This is a genomic window from Salipiger sp. HF18 (assembly GCF_011806505.1).
Taxonomy (GTDB): Bacteria; Pseudomonadota; Alphaproteobacteria; order Rhodobacterales; family Rhodobacteraceae; genus Salipiger; species Salipiger thiooxidans.
Map to the genome: position 1 here is coordinate 15,544 of NZ_JAATOS010000008.1, position 26,629 is coordinate 42,172.

Annotated in this window: 28 protein-coding genes, 1 tRNA gene and 4 pseudogenes; 22 read left to right on the plus strand and 11 right to left on the minus strand. The window is 65.7% G+C overall.

Going from position 1 to position 26,629, the window contains the following annotated elements:
• Positions 1 to 93: 93 nt before the first annotated feature.
• From xrtD to HC022_RS02265, 3 genes are all read right to left on the minus strand, one after another.
• A complete protein-coding gene (gene xrtD / locus HC022_RS02255) occupies positions 94 to 1,698 on the minus strand; it encodes a VPLPA-CTERM-specific exosortase XrtD (RefSeq protein WP_167451168.1) in 1,605 nt (534 codons plus the stop codon).
• Positions 1,695 to 4,094 (minus strand): tetratricopeptide repeat protein, encoded by a 2,400-nt coding sequence (locus HC022_RS02260; RefSeq protein WP_167451169.1) that lies wholly within the window; start codon positions 4,092 to 4,094, stop codon positions 1,695 to 1,697. Before HC022_RS02260 ends, xrtD begins: the two co-directional genes overlap by 4 nt.
• 407 nt (positions 4,095 to 4,501) lie before the next feature.
• The gene (locus HC022_RS02265; RefSeq protein WP_167451170.1) at positions 4,502 to 5,239 is read right to left on the minus strand and encodes a UTRA domain-containing protein; all 738 of its coding nucleotides are present in this window, start codon (positions 5,237 to 5,239) and stop codon (positions 4,502 to 4,504) included.
• Positions 5,240 to 5,348: 109 nt separating this feature from the next.
• Between HC022_RS02265 and HC022_RS02270 the strand changes: the two genes are divergently transcribed.
• The 7 genes and pseudogenes from HC022_RS02270 to HC022_RS02295 all read left to right on the plus strand — a co-directional run bounded on the left by HC022_RS02270 (position 5,349) and on the right by HC022_RS02295 (position 10,178).
• A complete protein-coding gene (locus tag HC022_RS02270; protein WP_167451171.1) occupies positions 5,349 to 5,849 on the plus strand; it encodes a hypothetical protein in 501 nt (166 codons plus the stop codon).
• A gap of 162 nt (positions 5,850 to 6,011) precedes the next feature.
• A pseudogene (locus HC022_RS28925) lies at positions 6,012 to 6,444 on the plus strand (TRAP transporter large permease subunit); the annotation flags it as partial.
• 36 nt (positions 6,445 to 6,480) lie between these two features.
• Entirely contained in the window at positions 6,481 to 7,452 is a 972-nt protein-coding gene (locus tag HC022_RS02275; RefSeq protein ID WP_254884876.1) for a sulfatase, read from the plus strand.
• 119 nt (positions 7,453 to 7,571) lie between these two features.
• Entirely contained in the window at positions 7,572 to 8,024 is a 453-nt protein-coding gene (locus tag HC022_RS02280) for an Rrf2 family transcriptional regulator (protein WP_008887324.1), read from the plus strand.
• 453 nt (positions 8,025 to 8,477) lie between these two features.
• Positions 8,478 to 8,939, plus strand: a complete 462-nt coding sequence (gene nirD / locus HC022_RS02285) for a nitrite reductase small subunit NirD (protein WP_368484598.1) — start codon at positions 8,478 to 8,480, stop codon at positions 8,937 to 8,939.
• A 36-nt stretch (positions 8,940 to 8,975) separates the two neighbouring features.
• Positions 8,976 to 9,821 carry a formate/nitrite transporter family protein gene (locus HC022_RS02290; RefSeq protein WP_167451172.1) on the plus strand — a complete coding sequence of 282 codons (846 nt, stop codon included), beginning with the start codon at positions 8,976 to 8,978 and terminating at the stop codon, positions 9,819 to 9,821.
• A 207-nt stretch (positions 9,822 to 10,028) separates the two neighbouring features.
• The gene (locus HC022_RS02295; protein WP_167451173.1) at positions 10,029 to 10,178 is read left to right on the plus strand and encodes a hypothetical protein; all 150 of its coding nucleotides are present in this window, start codon (positions 10,029 to 10,031) and stop codon (positions 10,176 to 10,178) included.
• A 304-nt stretch (positions 10,179 to 10,482) separates the two neighbouring features.
• Here HC022_RS02295 and HC022_RS02300 read toward each other — a convergent pair.
• Positions 10,483 to 10,828: pseudogene (locus HC022_RS02300) on the minus strand (transposase); the annotation flags it as partial.
• Between the two features lie 231 nt (positions 10,829 to 11,059).
• Between HC022_RS02300 and HC022_RS02305 the strand changes: the two are divergent.
• The gene (locus HC022_RS02305) at positions 11,060 to 11,824 is read left to right on the plus strand and encodes a DNA-binding transcriptional regulator (protein WP_089957812.1); all 765 of its coding nucleotides are present in this window, start codon (positions 11,060 to 11,062) and stop codon (positions 11,822 to 11,824) included.
• On the opposite strand, the gene HC022_RS02310 is transcribed toward HC022_RS02305, so the two are convergent.
• Positions 11,815 to 12,177: an NAD(P)H-dependent oxidoreductase gene (locus tag HC022_RS02310; protein WP_254884872.1), complete on the minus strand. Its 363-nt coding sequence runs from the start codon at positions 12,175 to 12,177 to the stop codon at positions 11,815 to 11,817. The genes HC022_RS02305 and HC022_RS02310 overlap by 10 nt on opposite strands.
• 44 nt (positions 12,178 to 12,221) lie before the next feature.
• On the opposite strand from HC022_RS02310, the gene HC022_RS02315 reads away from it, so the two are divergent.
• Positions 12,222 to 12,647, plus strand: coding sequence for a hypothetical protein (locus HC022_RS02315; RefSeq protein WP_167451174.1), 426 nt, complete (start codon positions 12,222 to 12,224; stop codon positions 12,645 to 12,647).
• Positions 12,648 to 12,649: 2 nt separating this feature from the next.
• On the opposite strand, the gene HC022_RS02320 is transcribed toward HC022_RS02315, so the two are convergent.
• Positions 12,650 to 13,393 (minus strand): TetR/AcrR family transcriptional regulator, encoded by a 744-nt coding sequence (locus HC022_RS02320; protein WP_008887130.1) that lies wholly within the window; start codon positions 13,391 to 13,393, stop codon positions 12,650 to 12,652.
• Positions 13,394 to 13,840: 447 nt separating this feature from the next.
• Between HC022_RS02320 and HC022_RS02325 the strand changes: the two genes are divergently transcribed.
• From HC022_RS02325 to HC022_RS02350, 6 genes are all read left to right on the plus strand, one after another.
• Complete coding sequence (locus HC022_RS02325) at positions 13,841 to 14,755, plus strand: VOC family protein (protein WP_167451175.1); 915 nt, start codon at positions 13,841 to 13,843, stop codon at positions 14,753 to 14,755.
• Positions 14,752 to 15,222, plus strand: a complete 471-nt coding sequence (locus tag HC022_RS02330) for a nuclear transport factor 2 family protein (RefSeq protein ID WP_167451176.1) — start codon at positions 14,752 to 14,754, stop codon at positions 15,220 to 15,222. The genes HC022_RS02325 and HC022_RS02330 overlap by 4 nt, the downstream gene beginning before the upstream one ends.
• On the plus strand, positions 15,219 to 15,893 hold the full coding sequence (locus HC022_RS02335; RefSeq protein ID WP_167451177.1) for an alpha/beta fold hydrolase: 675 nt from the start codon (positions 15,219 to 15,221) through the stop codon (positions 15,891 to 15,893). The genes HC022_RS02330 and HC022_RS02335 overlap by 4 nt, the downstream gene beginning before the upstream one ends.
• Positions 15,894 to 15,916: 23 nt before the next feature.
• Positions 15,917 to 17,089 (plus strand): p-hydroxyphenylacetate 3-hydroxylase oxygenase component, encoded by a 1,173-nt coding sequence (locus HC022_RS02340; RefSeq protein ID WP_008886789.1) that lies wholly within the window; start codon positions 15,917 to 15,919, stop codon positions 17,087 to 17,089.
• Between the two features lie 79 nt (positions 17,090 to 17,168).
• Positions 17,169 to 17,690, plus strand: a complete 522-nt coding sequence (locus HC022_RS02345) for a flavin reductase family protein (protein WP_165617051.1) — start codon at positions 17,169 to 17,171, stop codon at positions 17,688 to 17,690.
• A gap of 43 nt (positions 17,691 to 17,733) precedes the next feature.
• Positions 17,734 to 18,600 (plus strand): transporter, encoded by an 867-nt coding sequence (locus tag HC022_RS02350; RefSeq protein WP_167451178.1) that lies wholly within the window; start codon positions 17,734 to 17,736, stop codon positions 18,598 to 18,600.
• A gap of 163 nt (positions 18,601 to 18,763) precedes the next feature.
• Here the strand turns inward: HC022_RS02350 and HC022_RS02355 are convergent, their stop codons facing one another.
• From HC022_RS02355 to HC022_RS02370, 4 genes are all read right to left on the minus strand, one after another.
• Complete coding sequence (locus tag HC022_RS02355) at positions 18,764 to 18,910, minus strand: hypothetical protein (RefSeq protein WP_167451179.1); 147 nt, start codon at positions 18,908 to 18,910, stop codon at positions 18,764 to 18,766.
• An 18-nt stretch (positions 18,911 to 18,928) separates the two neighbouring features.
• Positions 18,929 to 19,240 carry a type II toxin-antitoxin system RelE/ParE family toxin gene (locus HC022_RS02360; protein WP_167451180.1) on the minus strand — a complete coding sequence of 104 codons (312 nt, stop codon included), beginning with the start codon at positions 19,238 to 19,240 and terminating at the stop codon, positions 18,929 to 18,931.
• A 4-nt stretch (positions 19,241 to 19,244) separates the two neighbouring features.
• Positions 19,245 to 19,499 (minus strand): addiction module antitoxin, encoded by a 255-nt coding sequence (locus HC022_RS02365; protein WP_167451181.1) that lies wholly within the window; start codon positions 19,497 to 19,499, stop codon positions 19,245 to 19,247.
• Between the two features lie 75 nt (positions 19,500 to 19,574).
• Complete coding sequence (locus tag HC022_RS02370; RefSeq protein WP_167451182.1) at positions 19,575 to 19,886, minus strand: XRE family transcriptional regulator; 312 nt, start codon at positions 19,884 to 19,886, stop codon at positions 19,575 to 19,577.
• A 173-nt stretch (positions 19,887 to 20,059) separates the two neighbouring features.
• Here HC022_RS02370 and HC022_RS02375 point away from each other — a divergent pair, with 173 nt between their 5' ends.
• From HC022_RS02375 to HC022_RS02405, 7 genes and pseudogenes are all read left to right on the plus strand, one after another.
• Positions 20,060 to 21,577: a recombinase family protein gene (locus HC022_RS02375; RefSeq protein WP_167451189.1), complete on the plus strand. Its 1,518-nt coding sequence runs from the start codon at positions 20,060 to 20,062 to the stop codon at positions 21,575 to 21,577.
• Positions 21,574 to 22,488: a plasmid partitioning protein RepB C-terminal domain-containing protein gene (locus HC022_RS02380; protein ID WP_175583418.1), complete on the plus strand. Its 915-nt coding sequence runs from the start codon at positions 21,574 to 21,576 to the stop codon at positions 22,486 to 22,488. The genes HC022_RS02375 and HC022_RS02380 overlap by 4 nt, the downstream gene beginning before the upstream one ends.
• Complete coding sequence (locus HC022_RS02385; protein WP_167451183.1) at positions 22,485 to 23,381, plus strand: plasmid partitioning protein RepB C-terminal domain-containing protein; 897 nt, start codon at positions 22,485 to 22,487, stop codon at positions 23,379 to 23,381. Before HC022_RS02380 ends, HC022_RS02385 begins: the two co-directional genes overlap by 4 nt.
• Positions 23,382 to 24,003: 622 nt before the next feature.
• Positions 24,004 to 24,330, plus strand: a complete 327-nt coding sequence (locus HC022_RS02390) for an AlpA family transcriptional regulator (RefSeq protein ID WP_254884873.1) — start codon at positions 24,004 to 24,006, stop codon at positions 24,328 to 24,330.
• A 33-nt stretch (positions 24,331 to 24,363) separates the two neighbouring features.
• A pseudogene (locus tag HC022_RS28930) lies at positions 24,364 to 24,471 on the plus strand (WYL domain-containing protein); the annotation flags it as partial.
• A gap of 87 nt (positions 24,472 to 24,558) precedes the next feature.
• Positions 24,559 to 25,377, plus strand: a pseudogene (locus HC022_RS29600) (transposase).
• Entirely contained in the window at positions 25,374 to 26,498 is a 1,125-nt protein-coding gene (locus HC022_RS02405; RefSeq protein WP_175583419.1) for a tyrosine-type recombinase/integrase, read from the plus strand. The pseudogene HC022_RS29600 and the gene HC022_RS02405 overlap by 4 nt, the downstream one beginning before the upstream one ends.
• 54 nt (positions 26,499 to 26,552) lie before the next feature.
• Here the strand turns inward: HC022_RS02405 and HC022_RS02415 are convergent.
• Positions 26,553 to 26,629 (minus strand) — tRNA-Met (locus HC022_RS02415).

Sequence of the window (26,629 nt, forward strand, 5' to 3'; positions counted from 1 at the left end):
ACAAGGCGGCATGCAGTGCCGCGAGCTGTGAAAATCCGTGCCATCAATGTCCTGTGCCCCTCTCAGAATTCGTCAAAAAAACTGTTTCTGGTCTCAAAACGGAATGAACCCCGGCATCTGCGGCAGTGCCTGCCGCATGAGGTCCCGAACCCGCGCCTCGGCCGCCAGGAGGCCACCGGCGCTGTCGTCGATGGGCGTGGTGAAGCGCAAAAGCGCCCCGTCGCTGCGCCCGTGCAGCACCTCGTCCGCAAGCACACCCAGCTTGACGGCAAGGTCGTTGGCAACGCGGCGACCGCGCTGCTCGAACCAGTAATAGACGAGCTGGCGGTCGGTGCCCTTGGTCACCACCGCGCGGTTGGCGTCGAAACGGCCATAGCCGGCGGCGCTCATGTCGAGCTCGCGAGTGCCGATCTCGGACACTTCCCAGCCGTTGGCAGGCAGGCAGATCTCGGGCGAGTGGATCGCGGCCCCCCGCGTCTGGTTGTGATAGAAGGCCGAGAAGATCTGCACCGGGGCCATGCTCCCCGGTTCGAAATAAGTGGTGTTGAGGTAGTCATCCGCCGCCACGACCTGCGCGACCGCCGGATCGAGCGCGCCCCGCACGCCCGGCCAGGCACCGACGCGCTGCGGGAAGCGGTCGAACGTCATCCTCCCCGAAGCCTCGGGCTGGCTGCTGCCCAGTACCAGGACCATAACCCCGGCCGCCAGCGCGACCACCGAGAGCACGCCAATCGCCCGGGCGGGTGGCACGTGCAGCACGCGGCCCAGCACCTCGCCGGTGCCCGAAATGTCGAGGTCCAGCATCGGGCCGCGCTGCGTACCCCGGCCAAAACAGGCCCGCAACAGCAGCATCACCCCCACCAGCACGGCGATGGCGGCGAGCAGGATCGCCCAGCCCTCGAAGGCGTGCAGGAAGCCCTCGGCCGCGCTCACCCCGTAGTGCTCCACGACCAGCGCAGTGATCGCGATGCGCAGCGCGTTCATCGCCACGGCGAGCGGCGCGGCCAGCAGCACCAGCGCCACGCGGCGCCAGGCCGGCTCGCGGCTGATGGTGGCGAAGAGCACGGCGAAGGCCACGATGGGGAAAAGGTATTGCAGTCCCGAGCATGCCTCGGCCACCTGCAGCCGGTAGACGCCGAGGTCGATGATGTTGCCGTCGAGATAGACCGACATGCCCATCGCAGAGATCATCCACGCCGCGAGCTCCGAGGCCAGCGCCTGCAGCTGCGTCGTCACCTTCCAGTACAGCACCTGCGGCAGCGGCAGGGCCAGCAGCAGCAGCGCCACCGAGAGCCACAACCGCCGGGCCCGGGCCCAGCCCAGGCTCACGACCAGACCCCCCGCGATCCACGGGATCAGCCCATAGGCCGAGACATCGCCGATCCGCCCGAGCGTGCCGACCAGCCCCCCGGCGATGCCGAGCAGCGCCAGCAGCACCCCCGGCCAGATCACCAAGGCAGGATGGCGACGCAGCGCGCGGGGCTCGTCGCGCAGGGTGCGCAGCCCGATCCAGAGCGCCATCGCGACCACGATGGGCCCGTGCGAATAGACCGGCGTCATCCAGTTGGCGGCCAGCTCGCCCAGCCCCAGCGCGAACACCGGCGCGGCGCAGGCAAGCGCCAGCAGCCAGAGCCCGGCCACGCGCAGCTCGGCCCCGCGATCGGCGGCGAGCGCCGGGTATGTGTCCCCGACGCTCAATTCGCCGCCTTCGTGCCGTCGGCAGGCATCGCGTCGAGCGCCGCGCGGGCGCGCGCCGCAAGCGGATCGTTGTCGTTGACTGCAAGCCGGATCACCGCCTCGTAGTGCTGGCGTGCCTCGTCACCGCGGTCGGTGGCGGCAAGCGCCTCGGCGGCGTGGAACTGGACCTTCGGGTTGTCCCGAAGCTGCAGCGCGGCCGCGGTCAGCGCCTCGGCGGCGGGGCCGAAGGCGTTGCGGCGGAACTCGATCCAGCCATAGGTGTCAAGAAAATGCGGCACCGGGCTGCCGGCCAGCGGCGCGGCGATCTCGGCCGCCCGCGCGAGGCTCCCGCTGTCCTCGCGCGCCGTCGACAGCAGCGTGGCGAGGTTGTTGCGGACCGGTGCGCTGCTCGGATGATCGGCCAGCAGCGCCTCGTAGACCTCGATGGCACCATCGTGGTCGCCGCGAGCCTCGCGATTCAGCGCCAGCTCCCAGCGCAGCAGGGCGGCGCCGGGATTGGCCGCGAGCCCGGCATCGATCACGGCGGCGGCGGCAACCAGATCGTCCTGCCGCTGTCGCACCCGGAGCAGGTCGATCCAGAGGGGCTCGTTGTTCGGCGCGTCCTGCAGCAGCTCCTGCAGGATCGCCGCGGCCTCGTCGAACTTCTGCTCGGTCATCGCCAGCGTGGCGCCGGCGGCGCGAAGGTTCCGGTCTTCGGGAAAGCGCGAAAGACCGAGTTCCAGCACCCGGCGGGCACGCTCCGGATGACCGGAGGACAGGTTCGCGCGGGTGATCGCGGCATAGCTGGCGGCGCTGTCGCGCCCCTCGGACCAGCGCTGGTCGAGGTAGCCGATGGCAACCTCGATGTCTTCCTGCGCGACCTGCCGGTCGAAACGGATGCGCTCGGCCACCAGCAAAGCCTGCCCGCTGCCGATCTGGCGCAGCCGGTCCTCGATCGAGGCGGCGCGCTCCCATTGCGCGGTGAGGCGGTACTGTTCTCCCAGCGTCGTCAGCAGCCCGAGATCCTCGGGGAAGCGCGCCAGCGAGGCGTTGAGCACGTCGATGGCCGCGCTCTCGCTGCCCGCGTCTGCCAGCAGCAGCGCGTAGCGCAGCGCGGCGTCGGGCGCGCGGCCCGAGGCGTCGAAGGCCTCGGACTGGAGCTGCCGCGCCATCACCGCGTCGCCCGAGGCGGCATAGGCCCGGGACAGAAGCGACAGCGTCTGCGGCTGCTCCGAGTTCACCGACTGCGCCGCCACGAGGTGCCGCAGCGCGGGCTCCGGCTGGCCGCGGTCGAGCAGATAGGTCGCGAGCAGCTGGTTGGCCTCGAGATGCAGAGGCGTATCCGCGAGCAGTGCGCGCAGGGTCTCTTCCGCACCGGCGCGGTCGCCGGCCTTGTCGCGCATCTGGGCGATCAGCAGCAGCGCGCCGGCGGGCGCCTCGCCACGGTCGCGGGCCGCCTGCGCGACCTCCTGCGCCTCGGCCAGCGCCGCGTCCTGCTGGCCGGCGTCGAAGTGGATGGCGGCGCGCAGAAGACGGTAGTCGTCCGGCGCGCCCTCTTCGGCGATCAGTTGCTCGAGGTCGGCCAGCGCCGCCTCGGTACCGCGATGCTGGGCAAGGAAGCGGACCACCGCGAGCCTCGCCTCGACCGTCTCCGCATCGGGGCGGTCGCGGGTGACGGCTTCGGCGGCGTCGATGTCGCCGGTCTCGAGATACCAGTCGGCGAGCATGGTCCGCAGCCCGGCGTTGGCGGGATAGAGCGCGATCATCTGGCGGATGTGGCCGGCGATCTCGTCCTGCCGCCCGAGCCGGTGCAGAAGCTGCGTCTTCACCGAGAGCAGCCGCAGGTCGCCGGGTGCCTGCGCGAGGGCCACGTTCATTTCCTGCATCGCCTTCTCGGGCACGCCTTGCCGGACGAAACCGTCGATCAGCGCGTAGTGCATCGGCAGCAGCGCGACGGCCTCGGGGCTGCGCAGCGCAAGCAGGTCCGCGTGGGCCGCGGCAATCCGCTCGGCTTCGCCGGTCTCGGAGGCATCGGCATAGGCCAGCACCGCCAGCCGCACCGCCACACCCGCGTCATCGGGCGCCAGCGCCGCGGCGCGGTCGGTATAGCCGCGCGCATCCGCCCATTCGAGCCGCTCCATCGCCAGCCCCGAGAGCTCCAGAAGGGCTGCGAGGTGGTTCGGCTCCTGATCCACCACGCGCCGGAACTGGGCATAGGCCGCGTCGCGCTCGCCCGAGGCACTGAGCAGCTCGGCGAGGCCCAGGCGGGCGGGCAGGTTGTTGGGCTGAAGCTTCAGCGCGTTGAGATATTCAAGCCGCGCCCGGGCGGGATCACCCTCGGCGACATAGGTGCCGGCACGCTCCAGGTGGCGGGCGGCGGTGGTCGCGTCATCCTTGCAGGCGGAGACGGCGGTCACGGCGAGAACGAGGCAGGCAGTCTTGAGCGAAACGGGAAGGGAGGGCGCAACAGCGCGAATCGAGAATCGACGAGGGGCAAAACCACTAAACATCAAAATCCCTTCCGGAGGGGCAGATCTGAAACATCACGCATGCGAGCCGCATTCGGAGATGCGACCCTAAATCAAAGGGTTGGCCGCTCCGGTCAGGGCACGGCCGAGAACATAAAATCGGTCATTGACCAAGCGCCCTCCGGGAAAAAACACGCCGGACATGAATAACGGCTGCCCGGCACGGCAGAGGTCGCCAAGCCGATGATTGCGTTCCCGCGCCAGCCGAGTCAATGGTCTTGTCCCCGCGCGACGGGTGTCCGGGGCCCCGGAGAGGGCCCTGCCGGAACCCGCGCCATGTGCGGACGGATTGGGCGTCAGGACGCCCGTCCGGGCTCGAATTCCGCCACGAGTTGATGCGCCTCGCCCGGGTAGACGAGCCGCACGCAGGTCACCCAGTCGGGCTCGGACCGGGTCTTGCGCAGGATCAGCAGGCAGGCCGCGCCGACGGGCAGACCGAGATGCCGCGCCTCCGCCCCTTCGACACCGATGGCGCGCAACGTGTTGCGCGCGGCGGTCCAGGGCTTGGTCTGGGTCAGCCACGTCCCGGGCGGCGTCGCGTCGAAGGCCATGTCACGGGCAGCAGGCACCGCCGCGAGGTTGATCGCGCGGGTCTCAAGACAGAACGGTGCCCCCTGCGCGCTGTGCAGCCCCTGCAGGAACAGCACCTCGCCGGTGCCCGCGTCCGCCGGCATGTCGAGCAAGGCGCACTCCGCCGCGCCCAGCCGCGTGATCTCACGTCGCAGCAGGGTCCAGTCGTGGGTGAGCCCGAGCGCCGCGACCTCGGCGCCGATGTCGTTGATCTCCATCACCGCCGACTGCGCACGCGGCTGCGCCACGAAGGTGCCGCCGCGCCGCCGCCGCACGAGATAGCCCTCCTGCGCGAGCTGGGTCAGCACCTTGTTCATGGTCATGCGTGAGACGCCGTGCGCCTCGGCAAGGTCGGTCTCCTTGTCGAGCTGGTGCCCCGGCGCCCAGCGCCCGTCGAGGATGCGCCCCCGGAGATCCTCGAGGATCCGCGCGTGATGCGTTGCCTGCGGCCGTGCCGATGTCATGCCTTCCCGTTCCCCGCCTCGTCGCGGCGCCGGTTGTCCCGACAGGCCGCGGGAATATGAATAGACAAATCGGCCGCCGGACCCAAGGCCCGCGGCAAGCGCTTGAATTGTGGACGACAGCGAGGCCGCTCCGCTGCTGCTGACCGAGGGCGTGCACGCCACGCTCGGCTCGGACGCCTCGCACGAGCTGCTGCGCATCGGCGCACTGCCCACGTATGGCGTCCTGCCCCGCATCGGGCCCTTCGCGCTCGACTGGTTCCGGCTGCTGTTCTACTGGCTCTGTTTCCTCAGTTTCCTGGTCTGGGACCCGCTGCGGCAGGCCCGCGAGGGCAGGCTCACCGTATTCCACGTGGCGGCCTTTGCCGTGGCGCTGGGGCTGACGAGCTGGATCTGCTACGACCACTACGTGATCGCCAAGATCCTGACGGACAGCTTCATGTTCTTCAGCGCCCGCGAGGCATGGCTGGCGGGCATCGCCGCGATGCTCTCGATCATCGCCTGCTGGCGGCTCTGGGGCGCCCCATCGCGATCCTCGGTGCCGTGGTCTTTCTCTACCTCGCCACCGGGCCCGACTGGCCGGGGGTGTTCCGGACCCTCGTCGGCGACATGAACGAATTCATCGCCCAGAACGTCCGGTACGACGCGAGCCAGGGCATTCTCGGCAACATCATGGGCATCGTGCTGTCGACGGTGCTGCCGTTCATCATCCTCGGTGCCGTGCTCGAGGGTTGTGGCGCGAGTAGCTCGATGATCCGCATCTCGTTCCACCTGAATGCGCCGCTTCCGGGGCGGTCCGGTCTATGCGAAGATCTCGGCCTTGGCGCTCTTGGGCACCGTCTCGGGCAGCGCCGTGGCCAACGTGGTCGGCACCGGTGTCGTCACCATCCCGATGATCCGCCGCCGCGGCCTCGACCGGCGGGCAGATCCTGCCGCCGATCATGGGCGCCGCCGCGCTGGTCATGGCCGACATCGTGGGGGGGGCGAGCTACCTCGCGGTGATCTCGGCGGTGCTGGTGCCGGCCATCGCCTACTACGCGAGCCTCTTCCTCGCGGTGTTCTTCGAGGCCGAAAAGCCGGGCATCTCCGCCGCCGAGGGCGACGAGCCGATCGAGGCCCCCGACGCGCAGGACTGGATCAACCTGTTGCTGGTCTTCGGCCCCATCGCGCTGATCGTCTGGCTGCTGGTTTCGGGCCTGTCGCCCGCCGTGGCCTCGATCGCCGCGATCCTGATGCTGTTCCCGATGAGCCTGATCAACCAGGCCATCCGCCGCCATCCATGGAAGCTGATCGAGGCGCTGGCGGAGCGCAGCCTCGCCTTCGACCGCTTCTACGTGACCAGCCCGGTCTGCATGCCGAACCGGGCGAGCCTGATGACCTGCCGGATGCCCTCTGGCCACGGCGTGCGCTTCAACGGCATCCCGCTGTCGAAGCGCAACGGGACCTTCGTCGATCTGTTGCGCGACGCGGGCTACGACATCGCGCTGATCGGCAAGAGCCACCAGCAAACCTTCACCGGCATCCCGCCGGTGCTGCCCCGGCCCGAGACGCGCCCCGGCCTCCACCGCGCCAACGGCGAGCTGAGCGAGGCGGTCCGCAACGACCTTACCTCGCCAGACGACCGCCTCGAGGAGCCCTCGTTCTGGGCGGGCGAAAGCCCCGCCGTCCCCACGCCCTTCTACGGCGTCGACCATTTCGAGCTGGTCACCGGCCACGGCGACCACCTCGGCGACCACCAGCTGCTGTTCAAAGGCTCGGAGCAATACGAGCAGATCACCCGCGTGCCGTTCATCTGGGCCGACCCGGCCAGTGACCGGCGCGGGCGCTGCGACAGGATTGGCCAGACGCTCGACATCGGCGCGACGTTCCTCGAGCGCGCCCGCATTGAGCAGGCGTGGGGGCTGCAGGGGCGCGATCTGATGGCAGAGGGGAGCCCTCCGGACAGCGTTCTGATCCAGTGCGCGCATCAGGCGCCCATGGATGGGATCGGGGTACGCCCGAACGTGCATTCCCTGCGCGACGCCCGCTATCGCATCTCGGTGTTCGAGGGGTTGCAGTGGGGCGAGCTCTACGAGCTCGAGACCGACCCCGCCGAGCTCTGCAACCTCTGGGACGATCCCGGCGCCGCCGCCCAGAAGGCCCGCCTGCTCGAAAGGCTCCTGCGGGCCGAGCTGGCCCATACCGAGACAGCACCGGCATTGGTCGCCCGCGCCTAAGCCTGTGCCCGGCGCGAGACGTTTGGGGCGCGCCGCAAATCGTGCCGCCACCCAGTGACTTTCCCCGGCGCCCGCATTACATTCGCCCAGAATGAAGTAATTACCGACCGAGTTTCTCGATGCATCTGTCGAAATTCACCGACTATGCGCTGCGGGTCTGCCTCTATCTGGGCGCCCACCAAGACCGCGTCGTTCCCATCTCCGAGATCACGCGGGCCCATGGCCTGTCGCAGAGCAACCTGATGAAGGTCGTGCAGCAGCTCGTCGAGGGCGGCTTCCTGAAGAGCACCCGCGGACGGTCGGGCGGCGTCACGCTCGCACGCCCTGCGGCCGAGATCCGCGTGGGCGAAGTGGCCCGCTTCATGGAAGGCGACAGCGGGCTGGTCGATTGCTCCACCTGCATCCTGATCGGTGCCTGCGGGCTCGTACGCGGGTTGAATGAGGCAAAAAACGCTTTTTATCAATCGCTTGACCGAAGCAGCCTCGCCGATGCGGTGCTCGCGCACCCGCGCACCCTGTCGGTTCTGCAGGGCTCAGCGAAGGCCGATGCCGACGTCGCCCCGGTCAAATAGCCGAATCGATTCGCCGAATTTCCGTTGCGGAGGAGGCCTGCGAAGGGTGCTGCATGTGGTCGCCAGAGTCTCGCCCTCGGACCCACGGAGCGCCCGATAACAAGCTGCACAATGAGGCGCCAGGAATACGGGTCCGGAGGACTTCCTGCCAAATCCCTGCGCAATTTACGAACGTGAAAACCGCGTTTTCACCGCCCCGTGAAAAAAGGCTTGCCCGAAAAATACATTCTCATTATCTGAATGTTTAACGAGGCGGCGACGTCTCACCTTTGCCGCAACGGCGCGGCGATTTCAGTCACATCGGCCCAAACGGGCCCCGCAGCAACGGCGCTGCTCGACGTTCTGATCACTCAGACCGAAGGAGCGCTGGCTGCCCGATGGCATCCGCGATCCCCGACCGAAACCGCCGCGGCCCGGACAGATCCGGTTCCGCCAGATCGACCGGAGGACACCATGTCCAGGCAACAGCTCGTCATCATCGGCAACGGCATGGCTCCCGGCCGGATGCTCGAACATCTCTTCGAGGCACAGGGCGACTTCGACGTCACGATCTTCAACGCCGAGCCGCGGGTGAACGTCTCCCTTTCCCTGACCGAGCTCGACTGGCGCTTCATCGGCACCATCGACGACATCCCTCGGCAAGCCGCCCGCTGCGTCGAGAACGACGAGACCAAGATCGCCGTCTTCCGCACCGCCGATGACCGGATCTTCGCTCTCGAGGACAAGTGCCCGCACAAGAACGGGCCCCTGAGCCAAGGCATCGTGCACGGCGGCTGCGTCACCTGCCCCCGGCACAACTGGGTGATCTCGCTGGAAACCGGCACTGCACAAGGTGCCGCCGAAGGCCGGACTGCCGCTTTCCCCGTCCGTCTCGACGGTCGGGACATCTATCTCCAACTGCACCCCGGCGCCTGACCACCAGGCCCTTAAACCTCTGAGAAGGATACGAGAATGTCGTATGTCACTCCCAAGGAATTCGCGGTCAAGATGGTTGACGCCGGCGAATCCAAGATCTTCATGTCCACCAAAGACACCCTGATCCGCGCCTACATGGCCGGCGCCATCCTTGCGCTTGCCGCGGCCTTTGCCGTGACCATCGCGGTCAACACCGGCAACTTCCTCGTGGCCTCGCTGCTGTTCCCGGTCGGCTTCTGCCTGCTCTACCTCATGGGCTTCGACCTGCTGACCGGCGTCTTCACCCTCGCGCCGCTGGCGGTGATCGCCAAGCGCCCGGGCTGCACCTGGGGCGGCGTGCTCCGCAACTGGGGCCTCGTGTTCACCGGCAACTTCGCCGGCGCCATGACCACCGCCGTCCTGATGGCCGTCGTCTTCACCACCGGCTTCTCGACCGAGCCGAACGCCGTGGGCGAGAAGATCGGCCACATCGGCGAGGCCCGGACGCTGGGCTATGCCACCGCCGGTGGCGCAGGCCTGCTGACCGTCTTCGTCCGCGCGATCCTCTGCAACTGGATGGTTTCGACCGGTGTCGTCGCGGCGATGATGTCGACCTCGACCAGCGGCAAGATCATGGCGATGTGGATGCCGATCCTCGTGTTCTTCTACCTCGGCTTCGAGCACTCCATCGTGAACATGTTCCTGTTCCCCTCGGGCATCATGCTGGGCGGACAGTTCACCTGGGCCGACTACTTCATCTACAACGAGATCCCGGTCGTTCTGGGCAACCTCGTCGGCGGCCTGACCTTCGTGGGCGCGATGATTTACGCCACGCACTTCCGTGAGAGCCCGAAGCGCAACGCGAACCGCAACGACGACATCGCAGGCGTCCCGGCCGAGTAACCCCACATACGCACGGCCCCGCTTTCCGAAGCGGGGCCCTTGCCATTTCCGGAGCCGCGCCATGCCGAAGGACACCTCTGCCCCCGCCACGCTGCGCATGTCGATCGGCCAGCATTCCTTGGCCGGGCGCAAGCCGGAGAACCAGGATTTCCACGGCGCGCTGGTCCCCGGGGCCAGGGTCTGGCGCTCAAGGGAGTCACGCTGGCGGTGGCCGACGGTATCTCGTCGGCGCCGGTGAGCGCCGAGGCCGCCGAGCTCGCGGTGAAGTCGCTTCTGACCGACGACTACGCCCCCCCCCCCGACAGCTGGACCGTGCGCACCGCCGCCACCTGGGTGATCGCCGCAACCAACGCCTGACTCCACGGGCGCAACCGCGCGCTCGAGGACATGGACGCGGGCCACGTCTGCACCCTTCGGCGCTGATCCTGAAGGGCGGCGAGGCGCATGTGCTGCACGTGGGCGACAGCCGCGTCAGCCGCCTGAACGCCGCCGGCCCCGAGCCCCTCACCGAGGATCACCGCGTCACCCTGCCCGGCGACCGCAGCTACCTCGCCCGCGCGCTCGGCACCGGGGCCTCGGTCGAGATCGACTACCGCCGCCTGCCGGTGGTCGTGGGCGACGTCTTCCTGCTCTCGACCGACGGCGTGCACGATCACCTCTCGCCCGTGGCGGTGCGGACCAGCGGGCCTTTCGACCCTCGATACGGGATGTTTACTGCCAGCGTCCTCTGGCGTCGGCGCAGCGTGCTGAAGACGGGCACCGCCCAGGCGAGGCCGACCAGCCGCAACAGGCTCTCGACGAAGCCAGTCGTCTGACGCAGCGCCATGCTGAACAGCGCTTTCGTTGAAAGGCATTCTGATTGGCGGAGTTGCTGTAGGTCCGCTGACGGCCACGCCTGCCTGTCGGCACGGCATCCCAGCTCATCTCGGGGTTGAACCAACCTCTCGGGAGATTCCTTTGGAATGCCCTGTCGGGCAACGGATCGTCAGCGAGCCCCGGCGCTTCAGCGCTGCATTACAGGCCGGCCAGTTCCCGGTCTTGTAGCCCGGAGGCTCTGCTCATGCAGACCTGCTACCATGCTGAATTCACAAGATTAATCCCTTACAGGATTTCTGCGACATTGCCCCTTATTCGACCGTCATGACCATGCGCCTGATTTGCTGGCCCCGTCGCGCTTCGCAGTCTATGTCTTGGCAAGACGCTTCCTGCTCCGGTGACGTTCCTGTACGGCTACCGTCATGGATTTTGCGCAGCAAAAGACGGTCCGCTCGGTCGAGCGCACCTTGCAGATACTCGAACTGATGAACCGTGTCCCGGTGGTGCGCGTGCAGCACCTCGCGCAGGAGACGGGTCTGCCTGCGCCGACGGTCGTACGCCTGTTGGAGACGCTCATGAGCGCGGGCTACGTGCGCAAGATCGGGCGACAGGCCGGCTATTGCGTGACCGAGAAGGTCGCGGCGCTCGGGGCGGGGCATCACGGATTGCCCCAGATCTTCGATGTTGCGCGTGAGGCGGCGGAAGCGCTGACCCGCCGCACGCTCTGGCCGGCGGCGCTGGCGACGCTGGACGTGGATGCGCAGGTGATCCGCTTCAGCACCATCCCCATGAGCCCGCTGTCGCACTACCAGTCGACGATCAACCGCCGGATGACGTTGCTGGATTATGCCCATGGACGCGCCTATCTGGGGTTCTGCCCACCGGAGGAACGGACGCATCTCGTGGCGCTGCTCCAGCAATCGGCGGCAAGCCCGGCGGAGGCGGAGGCCATCGCGCAGCGCGCGGAGGCGGTCGTGGCGCTCACCCGGGCCAGCGGCTTTGGCGAGCGCACGGGCAACATTCAGCCCGAGACACATTCCATCGCCGTACCGCTTCGGCTGGGGGCCAAGCTGGTCGGCACGCTGGGGATCACCTATTTCGCGCATGCCAATGTCGACGTGGCTGCGCTGAAGACCGAACTGCGCGCTGCCGCGGAGGCTTGCGATAAGGGCGAGCCCTACGTGTGAACGGCCTCGTCCTCGGGGTAGACGGTGCGTGCGCGGTCGTCATCCTTGCCAGACGCGATGAGGCGCGGCTCGACGTGGCGGAGATGGTGGAGATGGTGGAGATAAGCCTGCCCGGAGACCGCAATCGCCGCGTCATCGCATTCGCGCGCGCCGGTCAGGGTGAAGGGCGGCAGATAGTGCATGCCGGTGTGGACTGCCATCGGTTCGAAAGGCACGGTGACCTCGTCGAGCGTCCGCCCATATCGGCCGTCTGGCTGGTAGTCGCCGCCGTTTGATCCTGTGGAGAACGCGATTCCCAACGTTTTGAGCCGCAGCGCCCGCCCGCCGGGACCGTAGGCCCAGCCGCGCTTCATGATCTCGGTCTGCCAGACCGACAGCAGCGGCGGGCAGGGCCCCCATGTTCGATGACAGCGATCCGCGCAAGGCACTGACCTCCATGTCGAAGGAGCCCCGCTTTTCCGGTCCGTGCTGCGGCCCGGAGGTGGGCAACTTCAGCCAGGAGCCGCCGCAGCAGACGGGGGACGGCTGGCAGGCGTGGATGATGCGCTGCACCAATCTCGTGGCGCGGCTCGTCCGCCTGGAGGGCACCGCCACCTTTGCCCGCAGAGGGCAGATGGACGAGTACATGGCGTTCTCGACCGACGCCGATGTCCGTTTCGACATCGAGACAGCAGAGGGCGAGGTCACCGACCATCCGGGCAATCACCTGTTCGTCGTCCCACCCGGCGACATCTTCTCGCCGCCGCGCATGGATTTCTCGACAACGGACGGATGGGTGCTGAACGCCGCCGATTACCCGTTGGCTCAGACCGAGCTCGAGTGACCCTAATCCGCGATGTCCCCCAGCGCGGGCATCGAAGCGATGACGATGGTGTCATGCGCGATCGGCGGCAGGGTGGGCAGGGGGCGGCGTGACAGCTCGCGCGCCGCGGCCCTGGGCATGCCGAAGGCCATCAGAACGTGTTCGGAAATCTGCTCGGGGTAGTCACCGGGGGTCGTGCCGCTGGTGATCGACACCATGGCCGCCGCGACCGATCCCATGAGGATGTCACGCCCGATTTCTGCCGTGGCAATGTGGAACAGTCCTTCCTCCACACCGCGACGGATCGTGACCAGAGAATTGTGCCAGACCATCTCGCCGAAGGTGTGCCCCGGCGCGCTGGAGTGGATCATCGCCCAGCCCCAGGCGGGGTTCTTTTCCGCCGCGTGCAGATAGTAGCGGATGGCGACGGCGCACTGTTCGGCGGCATTCTCCAGTGCGCCGAACATGTGATGCACGGCGCGGTCGAACTCCCCGGTCATTTCTTCAAGCAGCTGATAGCGGAGCGCTTCGAGATCGTCGAAGTGGTTGTAGAAAGTGCCCCGCGCCACACCTGCCGCCTTGCAGATATCTTCGATACGAACAATTCGGCCGTCCGCGCGCCCATAGCAGTCGAAGGCTGCAGTGAGGATCGTGTTGCGCGACTTGGCCCGACGCGCGGCACCGATCTCTGCACGGCGACCGTTCCGCGCGGTGCGGTAGCCCATGCGGACAATGGCTTCGTCGGCGTTCTCGGTGTTGTTTGACATGAGCGAAACAGTGCCTCTGACAATGAACTGCGACTGGCAACGTCCGAGGTATGCCGCAGCCACAGCGCCGGGGCCACCCCGAAGCCGCACCTTCGCACCAATTCCACTCTGCGGAATTTGTAAAATGACTATTTGTTCAAATTACGATCTGTCGTAGGCTTTGGACATCGCAGCTGGAGGGCTGCGGGATACGAGGGCCCGGGAGAGCCCGCAGGGAGGACGACGATATGTTCAGACGACAACGACCGGGCTGAAGCCATCCGGAGGCGCGATGACGCGCCATCACCCGACATTTCCATGACCAACACCACAGCGCGCGAGACGGGTCCATCCGGGCACGGTCGCTCCTGTCTGCATGGTCTCCGGCACGCGCTCTGCGCCTGCCGTCATGCGGCCCCGAAACGGCGGCCGTCCCGAACACTTTTTGACTGAGAGAAGGATCACATCATGGGGATCAACCGTATCGACCACGCCGCCGTCAGGGTCGGCGACCTCGGAAAGGCGCTTGCCTGGTACGAGGACGTGCTGGGCCTGACCGTGCTGTCGCGCGACGCCGACACCGTCCACCTTGCCTGCCGTGGCAAGGCCGCCGACATCACGCTGGTCAAGGGCACGCAATCGCTGGAGAACTTTACCTTTGGCGTCGACGACCAGGAGGATCTCGACCGGGTCGAGAGCATTCTGAAGAAGGAAGGCGTGGCCGCCGAGCGTCTGAACGGCGACAGCCGGCCGGGCGAGGGCGCGACGCTGAAGTTCCACCTCCCCTCGGGCCACGAGCTGCGGCTCTGCACTGGCGGGGCCGAGCGCCGCGCAGGCATCTCGGACTTCGACTCCAAGGGCTCGCATGTCCCGACCGACATGGACCACATCAACCTGCTGGGCGAAGTCGATCCGACGGTGATGCGCGACTTCCTGATGATGATCGGCTTCAAGTCGTCTCTGAACATTTCCGTCGGCGGGAAACTGGCCGGCATCTGGCTGCGCGGCTCGGCCTACGACCATGACATCGCCTACATGCGCGCAGTGCGGCCCTCGGACCGGCTTCATCACGTGGCTTTTGCGGTGGAGGACGGCAACCACTACTTCCGCCTGTCGGACCGGCTGATGGACACCGGTCATCGCTGGGAATTCGGGCCGGGGCGGCACAATGCGGGTCTGGGCAAATCCACCGGCTTTGGCACCAACAACTACGCCTACGTCTTCGATCCCTTCGGCAACCGCAACGAGTTCTCGTCGGGCATGGAGCAATTCGCCGATAACACGCCGCCGCTCGACGTGGACATCGCACCGGAGCAGATGACGGACGTCATGAACGGCTGGGGAAACGAGATGGCCGAGACCTTCATGACGGTGGGATCGTGAGCCTGTCGGCTGAAACCTTCCTGGCGGCGCAGGATCTTGTCCTGCGCTTCTGGGCGGTGGTGGACGAGGCGGACGACATGTCCGGCGCGGAACTGTTCACCCCCGAAGGCGCGCTGGTAATCGAGAGCTTTCGCGCCGAGGGAACGGCAGAGCTGTCCCGCTACTTCGCTGCCCGTCGCGCCCTGTCGACCGAGCGGCAGCGCGGCACCCGGCACCTCTGCTCCAACCTTCGGGTACTGCCCGCCGAGGGCATACGGCTCGCGGCAACGGTCACGGTGTTTTCCGGCACGGGAGCGCGCCCCTTGTCTTTGGAGGCGCCGTCCTCGCTGGCGGACTTCACCTTCGATTGCGTCAAGACGCCGGGCGGCTGGCGGTTTCGCGAAGTGCGAGGGGCGCTGGTTTTTGCCGGGGCCGACACGCCCGACCTGAAGAAAGCCGCGCAGGCTGCCAAGGGGGTCCCGGCATGAAGCGGGTCGCACTTGTCCACGGCTGGGGCGGCTCCTACGCCGCCACATGGCAGGCCGACGGCTGGGACGCTGCGCTGCGGGACGCCGGATTCGAGCCGGTCGGCGTCGATATCGCGGGCCACGGACCAACGGGCGGATCGCATAATCCCGCAGATTACGCCGACCTTGCCAGCGATCTGGCCGCAAAACTGCCCCAGGGGCTGCACGGGGCCATCGGCTTTTCGCTGGGCACCAAGCTGCTGCTGGAGCTTGAGGCGCGCGCCCCCGGCGGCAACGGGCGGCTGGTGCTGGGCGGGATCGGCGACAACCTCTTTGCGCCAGAGGTCGCCGGCCCCGCAATCGTCGCCGCGCTGCGGGGCGCGGGCGGAGATCAGCCGCCGCAGGTGGCTGCGCTGCTGGCCTACGCGGCCAAAAGCGGATCGGACCCGGCCTGTCTGGCCGCCGTGCTGGAACGACCCGGCAATCCGGTCCTGACCGAGTCACGGCTCGCCGCCGCAACGGCGCCGATCCTGATCTTCAACAGCCGCGCAGATGCCGTGGCCCAGCCTGACGCGCGGCTCGTCTCGGCTCTGCCGGGCGCCACGCACCAGCTGATCGATGGCCCCGGCCACGTCGGCCTAACCGCCGACGCCGGTTTTCGTGACGCGGCCATCGCATTCCTGACTGACTGAACCACATAGGGAGGAGAACACCCATGTTCGACGACACGACACCGATGATCGACCGCCTTCGCGCGATCCTGCCGCAGATCAAGGCCAACGCGGCAAAGGCCGAAACGGACCGCATGGTCCCGGCGGAGAACATCGAGCTGCTCAAAGGTACCGGCCTGCACCGCGCCTTCCAGCCCAAGGCCTACGGCGGTCTGGAAATGCCGGTGCCCGACTTCGAGAACTGCATCGCGCTGATCGCCACTGCGTGCGGGTCGACCGCTTGGGCGATTTCGCTGCTGGCGGAGCACGCGCACCAGATCGCTCTCTATTCCAAGACGTTGCAGGATGAAATCTGGGGCGATGACCCGGACACTTTATCCTCCTCCTCCATCGCGCCCTACGGACAGGCGGTCGAAGTCGAGGGGGGCGTGCGGTTCTCCGGTGAATTCGGCTGGTCCTCGGGCTGCGATCACGCGACCTGGGCAATCCTCGGGTTCCTGCGCGACGATGCGGAGGCAGGCAAGGTCTACAGCTTTGCCATCGTTCCGCGCGACGATTATGAAATCAAGGACAACTGGTTCACCGCCGGTATGCGCGGCACCGGGTCCAAGACGCTGGTGGTCAAGGATGCATTCGTGCCGGAGCACCGCATCGAAAGCGTACCCGCCTTGATGACGCTGACCTCGGCGGGCGCCGCGCTCTATCCCGACAGCCAGATCTACCACGTGCCGTTTATCTACGTCTTTGCCAGCTGCTTCTCGGCGGTCAGTCTCGGCATCGCGGAGCGCATGATCGAGCTTTACACCGAACGCACGCAAGGCCGCGTGCGCGCCTACACCGGTGCGAAGGTCGGCCAGTCGATCCCGGCCTGCATGCGCCTTGCCGAAAGCACCCACCAGGTGGCCGCGGGCCGGGCCTTCCTTGAGAAGACCTGGGCCGAGATGCGCGACCATGCCGAACGCCACGAATACCCGACGCCGACGCAGATGGCCTTCTGGCGGACCAACCAGGCCTATGCGGTCAAGATGTTCGTCGCGGCGGTGGACCGGCTGTTCGAAGCCTCTGGCGGGTCGGCATGGTTCGACGATGCAGAGGCGCAGCGCCTGTTCCGCAACAGCCACATGACCGCGGCGCATGCCTATACCGACTACGACATCTGCGCACAGATCCTCGGACGCGCGCTGATGGGTCTGGAGCCCGATCCCTCGCTCTTCTGATCCATCTACGGCCCGCTTCGCCCACCGGGGCGGGCCAGTCCTCCCTTTCAGATTTTCCTATCCCCTCTGGAGGTCCCCCATGGCCAGCATGAACTTCCCCGCCGAGAGCGGGTTCGATCCGCGTGCCTTTCGCGTAGCGCTCGGGTGCTTTGCCACCGGTGTCACCGTGATCACCGCGCAGGCGGATGGCCAGCGCGTCGGCGTCACGGCCAACAGTTTCAACTCGCTGTCACTGACGCCGCCACTGATCCTGTGGAGCCTGCACAAGACCTCGTCGAGCTACCCCGTCTTCGAGGCCGCCAGCCATTTCGCGGTGAACATCCTCGCCCATGACCAGATCGAGCTGTCAAACCATTTCGCCCGCCGCAGCGACGACAAGTTCGCCGGGATCGCCGTCACCGAAGGACACGGCGGATGCCTGCTGCTGCCCGAGACCTGCGCCAAGATCCAATGCGCCCGCGAGAACATCCTCGACGGCGGCGACCACTGGATCCTGATCGGGCGTGTCACCGGGTTCGAGACTTCGAACAGCGCGCCGCTGCTCTACCACCGGGGCCAATACTCGCTGGCGCAGCCACACCCGCAGGTGGCCGCCGAATAGGCCCCCGCTTTCACCGTCTTCGAAAACTCAGGGAGGAGACCCTATGAAGATGACCTACACCCTTGGCGCAACCGCGGTCGCGCTGACCGTGGCCGCCGCGCCGGCGCAAGCCATCGACGTGGGACCGGCGGATTACACCATCGTACCCAGCGGCACGGCCGTGGGCATGATCTATTATCAGCATCTGAGCTCGGACCGGCTCGATATCAATGGCGACGACGTGCCCGGATCGACATTCGAGGCCGATGTCGCGATCCTGCGCGGGCTGTATTACACCGAATACGGCGGCCTTCCGGCGGTCTGGCACCTTGTGATGCCGTTCTCCAACATCGGGGACGTCGACATCGGCACCCTGCCGCAGGACACCACCAGCGGCATCGGCGACACCACCGTTGGGCTAACGCTCTGGCCGGTGCAACCGGATAACCCCGAGACAGGCACCACGCTGGGCCTGTCGCTGTTTGCCACCGCGCCCACGGGAAACTACGATCCGGGCACTATCGGCATCGGCGAAGGCACTTGGTCGATCACGCCGCAGGTCGGCCTGATCCAGGGGCTGGGCCACGGGTTTTACCTGGACGCCGCGCTCGACGTGGCATTCAGCATGGACCACACCGAGGACGGCGTTGACTACGAACGCGCCCCGTCGTGGCAGCTTCAGACCATGCTGCGCAAGCAATGGGGCCCCACCTCGCTGACGTTTGGATACAATGGCCAGCGCGGCGGCGAGCAGAAGGTGAACGGCGTCGCAACCGGTCTCAAGACCCACCGCGATCAGCTGCGCCTTTATGGCAGCCACTGGATCGACCAGACCACCCAGATTCAGGGCCTGTACGCCAAGGACATCAACGTCGAAGGCGGCTTTGAATACGATAACCTCTTCCAGCTGCGCCTTGTGAAGGTGTTCTGAAGCCATCCACGGCCCGGAGGCAATCCGGGCCGACCCAAACCAAAGGGCACCTCCAAAAATTTCTGCAATGCGGCGGTCGGGGTATGACGCGGGAGGCGTTCGACGGTTGGGCCTGACATCGAAAGCAACGTTGCTCTTGGCAGATTATTCTTCAAGAACAGAATCATAAAAGGAATTCACCAAACCCGCTCAGTACCCGTGCCGACTTTTGCTTACGCTGCTTGAAAAACAAAGCATGATCAAAACGGATACAAACCAAGAGCATTCTGTCCGCCGTTGCCGGCTCAAGGCCTTGGAGAATGGTCTGCACGACACTGTCCGCCGAACTTTATCCGACGAAGTCCTCCTTGAAACGATCAATCTGATGCATCCGCTCGTGGAGGATCGTGACAATACCGATATCGCCGTTCGATAGGTGCCTCCAATACACGAAATGTCGCTCGTATCTGAAGAAATACCCCTCCACTCCGAATTCGGCCGGCACAGCCCGCGAATGGACACCGCGCGTTTCGATCTGCTCGAACGCGGCAAACAAACCGGTGATGTAGGTCTCGGCCTGCGCTTCGCCACAGGTGTCGCGCGTGTATCGGTAGATCTCGTCTAGACCCACGGACGCCGCTTCCTGGACTCGGATCGCCATGCGATCAGGTCCGGTTCCGGGCGATCACCTCGGCGGCGGTCAGCGGCTTGTAGCCCTCCTCTGGCGCGGCGAAGGCGCGGTTAAGCTCAGCCTTCAGCCGATCGAACGCCTCACGCTCGACGCGCTCCTTGTCGCGACGGATCAGATCTCGGATGTACTCGCTGACGTTCTCGTAGGCGCCGTCCTCGCCGACATTGGTCGCGACGAACTCGCTGAGCGCGCCGCTGACGCGAACGGTCATGGTGGTGGTCCGAGACATGGCGCTCTCCCTAGATTGTGTGTATTCAAGATAACCAATAACGAACACGAGACAAGGGCCCGCTCGCTGCGCCGCCTATCCGTCGTCGTCTTCCGGAACCAGACGATCCGCCATGGTCAGCAGCAAGACCAGCACGGCATCCGAATGTCGCGCGAGCGACACCAGGTGCTCCCCTCTCGGCCCGCGCTCGCCCGCGAACCAGTATTTCACGGTCCGCTCGCTGGCCCCCGTCCACCTCATGGCGGACTTGATCGCCCGGTGGGTCGATCCGAGCTCCGCATGCAATGCCATCGCCACGGCGGCGCGGTAATCGGCCGGAACGTCCTCTGGGTGCACAAATGTGCCCATCTTCGGCACAACTGTGCCCATCTTCACCCGCAACTTCATATGTTTCTCCGCTAAATGTCTGGGGAGACATGAAAAGCGGCAGTCGGAGCTTGGGCATGGGCGAGAGTTAGGAAGCCATCCGCCTTGGGCAGCGCGCGTGGAGTTTTCGGGAGGCGGACGTGGCTCGGACAAGAACACCGATATCCGGAGAGCCGACCGAAGCGCCCGAGCGCATCCTGGCGGCGCAATACGTCAGGATGTCCACCGAGCATCAGCAGTACTCGACACAGAACCAGTCAAAGACCATCGGCGAATACGCCGAACGGCCCGGCATCGAGATCATCAAGACTTACTCGGACGATGCGAAAAGCGGTCTGATCATCGGTGGCCGAAGGGCATTGCAGCAGATGATCTCCGACGTCGAGTCGGGCGCGGCCGAGTACCGCGTGATCCTGGTTTACGACGTCACCCGCTGGGGGCGATTTCAGGACGCTGACGAGTCGGCCTACTACGAGTATCGCTGTCGCAAGGCCGGGATGCAGGTCGACTATTGCGCCGAACAGTTCGAGAACGACGGATCGCCCACCTCCACCATCGTGAAAAGCGTCAAGCGGGCCATGGCTGGTGAGTACAGTCGGGAGCTCTCGGTCAAGGTCTTTGCGGGGCAATGCCGTCTGATCGAGCTCGGCTACCGACAAGGCGGCCCGGCCGGTTTCGGGTTGCGCAGAGCGCTGCTGAACGAGCGTGGCGAGGTGAAGGCCGAACTCAAGCGCGGTGAGCACAAGAGCCTGCAGACCGACCGCGTGATCCTGGTTCCCGGTCCCGAAAAGGAACAGCGGGTTGTCCGGCGCATGTACGAGATGTTTGTCAATGAAGGGCGCCCGGAGAGCGAGATCGCGGAGGTCCTGAACGCCGAAGGACATCGCACGGATCTCGACCGGCCATGGACCCGGGCGACTGTCCATCAGGTGCTGACCAACGAAAAATACATCGGGAACAACGTTTTCAACAAGGTGCCTTTCAAGCTGAAGCAGCGCCGTGTCGTGAACCCGCGGGATATGTGGATCCGCGCCGAGGGCGCCTATCAGGCCATCGTCGGCAAGGCGCTGTTCCTGCGCGCCCGGGAGATTGTGGATGCGCGCAGCCGCCATTTCTCGGACGAGGAGTTGCTGGATGCCCTGCGGGCGATCCTGAAACGACAGGGCCAGCTGTCCGGGCTGATCATCGACGAGGAGAACGATCTGCCCTCGTCCAGCGCTTACCGGAGCCGGTTTGGCAGCCTGCTGCGCGCGTACCGTCTCATCGGCTATGAGCCGGAGCGGGACTACCGCTACATCGAGATCAACAAGGCGCTGCGCGCGGCCCATCCCCAGGTCGTTGAGGAAATCATCGAGGGCGTTACCGCCCAAGGTGGTTACGTGGTGCAGGCCGCCGACACGCAGCTGCTGCGGGTGAATGACGAGTTCACGGTGTCGGTCGTTCTGGCCCGCTGCCAGGCGACGGCAGCGGGCTCCTTGCGCTGGCATATTCGGCTCGACACCGGCCTCGTTCCGGACATCACCATTGCTGTGCGGATGAACGAGACCAACGACGCGCCGCGCGACCTCTACCTGCTGCCCAGCATCGACATGACAGACGCGCGGCTGAAGATGGCCGAGCAGAACGGCCTGTGGCTCGATGCCTACCGGACTGAAACACTTGACGATTTCTACGCCCTCGCCGGGCGGGCGAAGGTGACGGAGGCGGCATGATGGCAAAGAGCCCGGAAGAGCATCACCCCACGGAAGTCAGCCTGGTCCCGACCGACCGCATTCGCGTTCTTAATCCGCGGGTCCGAAACCCCAGGACGTTTGCGGACATGGTGGAGAACATCGCCAAGATCGGCTTGAAGCGCCCGATCACCGTCACCCGCCGCACCGACACCGACCCGCAGGAGTATGATCTCGTCTGCGGCCAGGGGCGGCTCGAGGCCTTCATTCAGCTGAAGCAGAAAGCCATCCCGGCCATTGTCATCGACGCGGATGAGTCCGACTGCCTTGTAATGAGCCTCGTCGAGAACTGCGCTCGCCGTCAGCATCGCCCGATCGATCTGATGCGCGAAATCGGCACGCTCCGCGAACGTGGCTACTCTGAACGACAGATCGGCGACAAGATCGGCGTCTCGCCGGACTATGTCGGCATGATCGCTGGCCTCTTGGAGCGCGGCGAAGAGCGGCTGGTGACGGCTGTCGAGACCGGTCTGCTACCCCTCAACCTAGCTATCGACATATCGAAAACCGATGCCGAGGGCGCGCAGCGTGCGCTGATGGACGCCTACACGCAGAAGAAGTTGCGAGGGAAGAAACTCGCGGCGGCCCGGCGCTTGATTGAACAGCGTGAGGCACGCGGGAAAAAGATGCACCCGAAAGCGTACGGGCGCGACAGCCGAAACCGGCGACCGCTGACGAGCGATGCGTTGGTGCGCGCTTACCAGAAGGAAGCGGACCGCCAGAAGCTTCTGATCAAGAAAGCGGAACTGACGCAGGGGCGGCTCCTGTTCATCTGCCAGGCATTCCGAACCCTCCTCGAGGACGATCATTTCGTGACACTGCTGCGTGCGGAAGGCCTGGAGACCATGCCCAGCTACCTTCAGGAATCCCTCGCCGAGGGGACAGCGCCATGACCAAGAAGGTTCAGCTCGGCTTCGAGAACGATTGCGTCACGATCCCGGTCGCGGACATCCTGCCGGTCAGGGTGCTGAGCAAGTCCATCCAGTCCAGCCGGAAGTACACCCAGATCACAGCGTCGATCCGCGAGATCGGTTTGGTCGAGCCGCCGGTGGTCGCGCGAAACGGGGATGCCAGCGGCAGCTGGCTGCTGCTCGACGGACATGTCCGGATCGAAGTCCTGAAGGATCTGGGTCAGGAACAGGTCGAATGCCTTGTGTCGACCGACGACGAGGCCTTCACCTACAACAAGCGCATCAGCCGCATCGCGCCCATTCAGGAGCACCGGATGATCCTGAAAGCGATCGAGCGCGGTGTCTCCGAGGAAAAGATCGCGGCCGCGCTGGACCTCAACCCGCGCAGCATCCAGCGCAAGGTCAAGCTGCTCGACGGCATTTGCCCGGAAGCCGTGGCGATCCTGAAGGACAAGGCCTGCACCGCGGCCGTGTTCACCACGCTGCGCAAGATGATCCCCTTGCGCCAGATCGAAGCCGCCGAGCTGATGGTGAACGCCAACAACTACTCAGTCGCCTACACCTCGGCGATCCTCGCCGGAACACCGCAGGCACAGCTGCTTGAGGCGAACAAGCCCAAACGCATCAACGGCGTAACACCGCAGGCGGTCGCTCGGATGGAAAAGGAGCTTGCCCGACTTCAGGAAGGGATCACACAGATCCAGGACACCTACGGCCAGGACCACCTCCAGCTGACCGTTCTCCGTGGCTACGTCGGCAAGCTCCTCGGGAACGCGCGCGTGGTGCGGTATCTGATGCAGACGCGCCCTGAATTCCTGTCCGAGTTTCAGACCATTGCCGAGTTGGTGTCGGTTGTACCGGCCGAGGTGGAATAGCCGGCGCGGCAGACTTGATGGGGACCCGGACCTGATAAGCGCGGGGACCGCGGGAGACGCCTGACTGTGGGCCGGATCGAGCGCGGCGGTGGGGATGGCGGCGAACCCGCTCGGGGCCCACCAGGCTGGCTTGAGTTTTCGCCGGACGCGCAGCCGCGCTCGTGGCTGCGTTTCGTCCGGGCGTGCCGGAGGCCGGGCAACTTCGGCACGGCCACCCGCCATTTCTTCTCGCTGCTACTCGGTTGCGACGAACAGAACACGATCGAAGCAAATACAAAGCAGGAGCAAAGTGTCCGGCCGAGACTTTCAAACGCATGATTCTAAATAGAATCGTAGCCATCGATTATTGCTTTGAATCCTATCGTAATCCCGCGAAATCGGAGGGAAAGAGATCGCAAAAACTCCGCTCAGTGGGCAGGTTCAAATCTGGGCCACATGCCACGTTTCTGCGAGAATAGCGTCCGATACGATTGCGTTCTCTCATCCTTGCCGGGCGCTTTGACGGATTGCCGCGGTCGCGGCACCTTTGCGCAGGGCACCTCAAGACACTGACTTACCTATCTTTTTCTTTCACGCCTTCGTCCTCCTGCAACCGCTGTGAGTTGCGAGCAAGGAGACGATGATGAAACGAATCTGCTTGAAACAGAAAGAACTGGCGGAACGCTGGACCATTTCGCATCGCACCTTGGAGCGGTGGCGGTGGGCCGGTGAGGGTCCCGCATACATGAAGATTGGAGGGAGCGTCGTCTACCGTGTCGCCGATATCGAGGCCTTCGTACGCGATGCAATGAACACCACGTCTGATCAGAACGTCCCGGTCTACTGGCGTCGGCCTCACCCTCCCGATCCCGGGCGTCGCTCCAAAGCTCTGATTTGCGACGCATTTCGATTGCGCCACATCCCCGGCTCGGCCAGCCTCGGCTCAAGCCCAGAAAATGGGTGCGCATAGTTAGGGTGCGCACTGCCCGAGCCGGGGATTGTAATGGAAAACGACAGGTCGGAACTTCGCTGGGGCGTCGAGCAACGCCTTGAGCTCATAGAGTTCCGCCTGTTCTGGGAGGGACATGTGAACCGCAGCGATCTGATGGATTAGTTCGGGGTCTCGGTAAACCAGTGACCTGAGCCCCGTTTCTTCCTCCAGTTTGAGGTAGAGTCCGCTCCAACGAGGAGACGGACAATGAAGCGATCAAGGTTCAGCGAAGAGCAGATTATCGGAGTGCTGAAGGAGCAGGAGGCCGGGATGTCGACGGCCGACGTGTGCCGGAAGCACGGGGTCAGCAGCGCCACGTTCTACAAATGGAAGGCGCGCTATGGCGGGCTCGAGGTGTCGGATGCGCGGCGGTTGAAGGCGCTCGAAGAGGAGAACGGCAAGCTGAAGAAGCTGCTCGCCGAAGCCATGCTCGACAACGCGATCCTTAAGGATGTCGCCGCAAAAAAATGGTAGCGCCCGGTGTGAAGCGGGAGGCGGTGGCACATGCACGGGGTGAGCCAGCGCCGGGCGTGCAGGGTCCTGGCCGTGGATCGCTGCAGCGTGCGCTATCGTGGCGTGCGGCCGGACGATGGTCGGGTCTACCTTGTCCTGGAAGAGGAAGACACCAAGACCAGCCGTCCGATCGAGTTCGAGCTGCCCGAGGATGTCGTGCGTCTGATCGCTGAGCATCTCGCCTCCAGAGTCCCCTGGATGTGCCCTGCCGGAACCCCCTACCTGTTCCCCAAGCGCTCCGGTGAAGCGCCGGTCAATTCGGCAGACCTCGCAACACGGATTTCCAAACTGGTTCGCCGGGAGTTGGGCCTTGAGATCAACGCGCATCTTTTCCGGCATTTCGCAGTGATGAACTGGCTCGATGCCAACCCGGGGGGCTACGAGGTCGCGCGCCGTCTGCTGGGCCACGCCGACGTCAGCCACACGATCAACATGTACTCCGGGATGGAGGTAAAGTCCGGGACGCGGGCCTTCTCCGACCTGATCGGCGCTCTGCGCGAGGGCAAGGCATGAGCCCCATTCTGCCCCTCCAGGACTGGCCTGCCGCGGATCAGGAGATGTGGCGCGGCCTCTTCACCGAGGGCAACCCGATCGACGATCGCGGACCGCTTGTCCACCTGCGGGAGACCTCTCGCAAACGCCTTTCCCAAAGCTACGGGCAATGGCTGCAATGGCACCTTGAATGCGAGGCCCAGGCCCGCAACATCGCGCCTGCCGACCGGGTCACTCGGGCCGCGCTCCTGCAATGGCTCTCGACGCTCGATCGGCTGGCTCCAATGTCCCGCCTCATCTTGGTCGCGGGCGTCCTGCGCGTCGTCACCGCCGGGGACGCGTCCCGCGACTGGCGCTCGGAGCACGCGCTACGTGCCCGGCTCAAATCCCTTGCCGGACGCGGGACACAAGCGCGCAAGATCGGCAGGATCCTGAGCTCGCAGCTGCTGCTCGATACCGGCCTGCAGCTTGTCGAGGAGGCCCAGGCTCGCGGCGGGAGCGGCGTCTTCCGAGCCACATCTCTGCGGGACGGGGCCATGATCGCCCTGCTCTCCATGATGCCGATGCGTGTCCGCGCGCTGGCGGGGCTGACCCTCGGTACGTCGGTCGTCGTCGATGACGACCGCATCTTCATCGCGATCTCACCCGAGCTCAGCAAGACACACATCCCGTGGGAAGCAGAGGTCCCGCAGCAGGTCGCGCCGGCCCTGCGCGACTACCTTGATGATGCCCGCCCGTTTCTCGCGGCACGGGGTTCGGGCGATGACCCAAGCCTCTGGCTGGGGCGCAAGGGAAGCGCCCTCAAGATCGGCGCCTTCAGACCAACCATCTCAAAGCAGACGAAGCGGCTGACCGGGATCTGGGTCCCGCCGCACTTCTTCAGAGACGCGGCGGCCACCTCTCTGGCCCGCATCTCGCCGGAGGCTGCGAGCCTGATCCGCCCAGTCCTTGGTCACAGCGGCTTCCAAACCGCGGACCGGCACTACATCCATGCCCAGACCATCGAGGCCGGTCGCGAGTATGCGAGCCGCGTCCCGGCACTGGACCTGCTGCGCAGCCTGATTGACCGCGTTGTGGTGCATCACGACGCGCGGACAAAAGGGATCACGCTGGAGGTTGAGGGGGGGCGCTGCGCGCGATGATCGCGCAGGCCCAGCCTGGAGGGCTGGGTGATGTCGATCCGAGTTCGGTAAAACTGGTTGCGGGAGTAGGATTTGAACCTACGACCTTCAGGTTATGAGCCTGACGAGCTACCGGGCTGCTCCATCCCGCG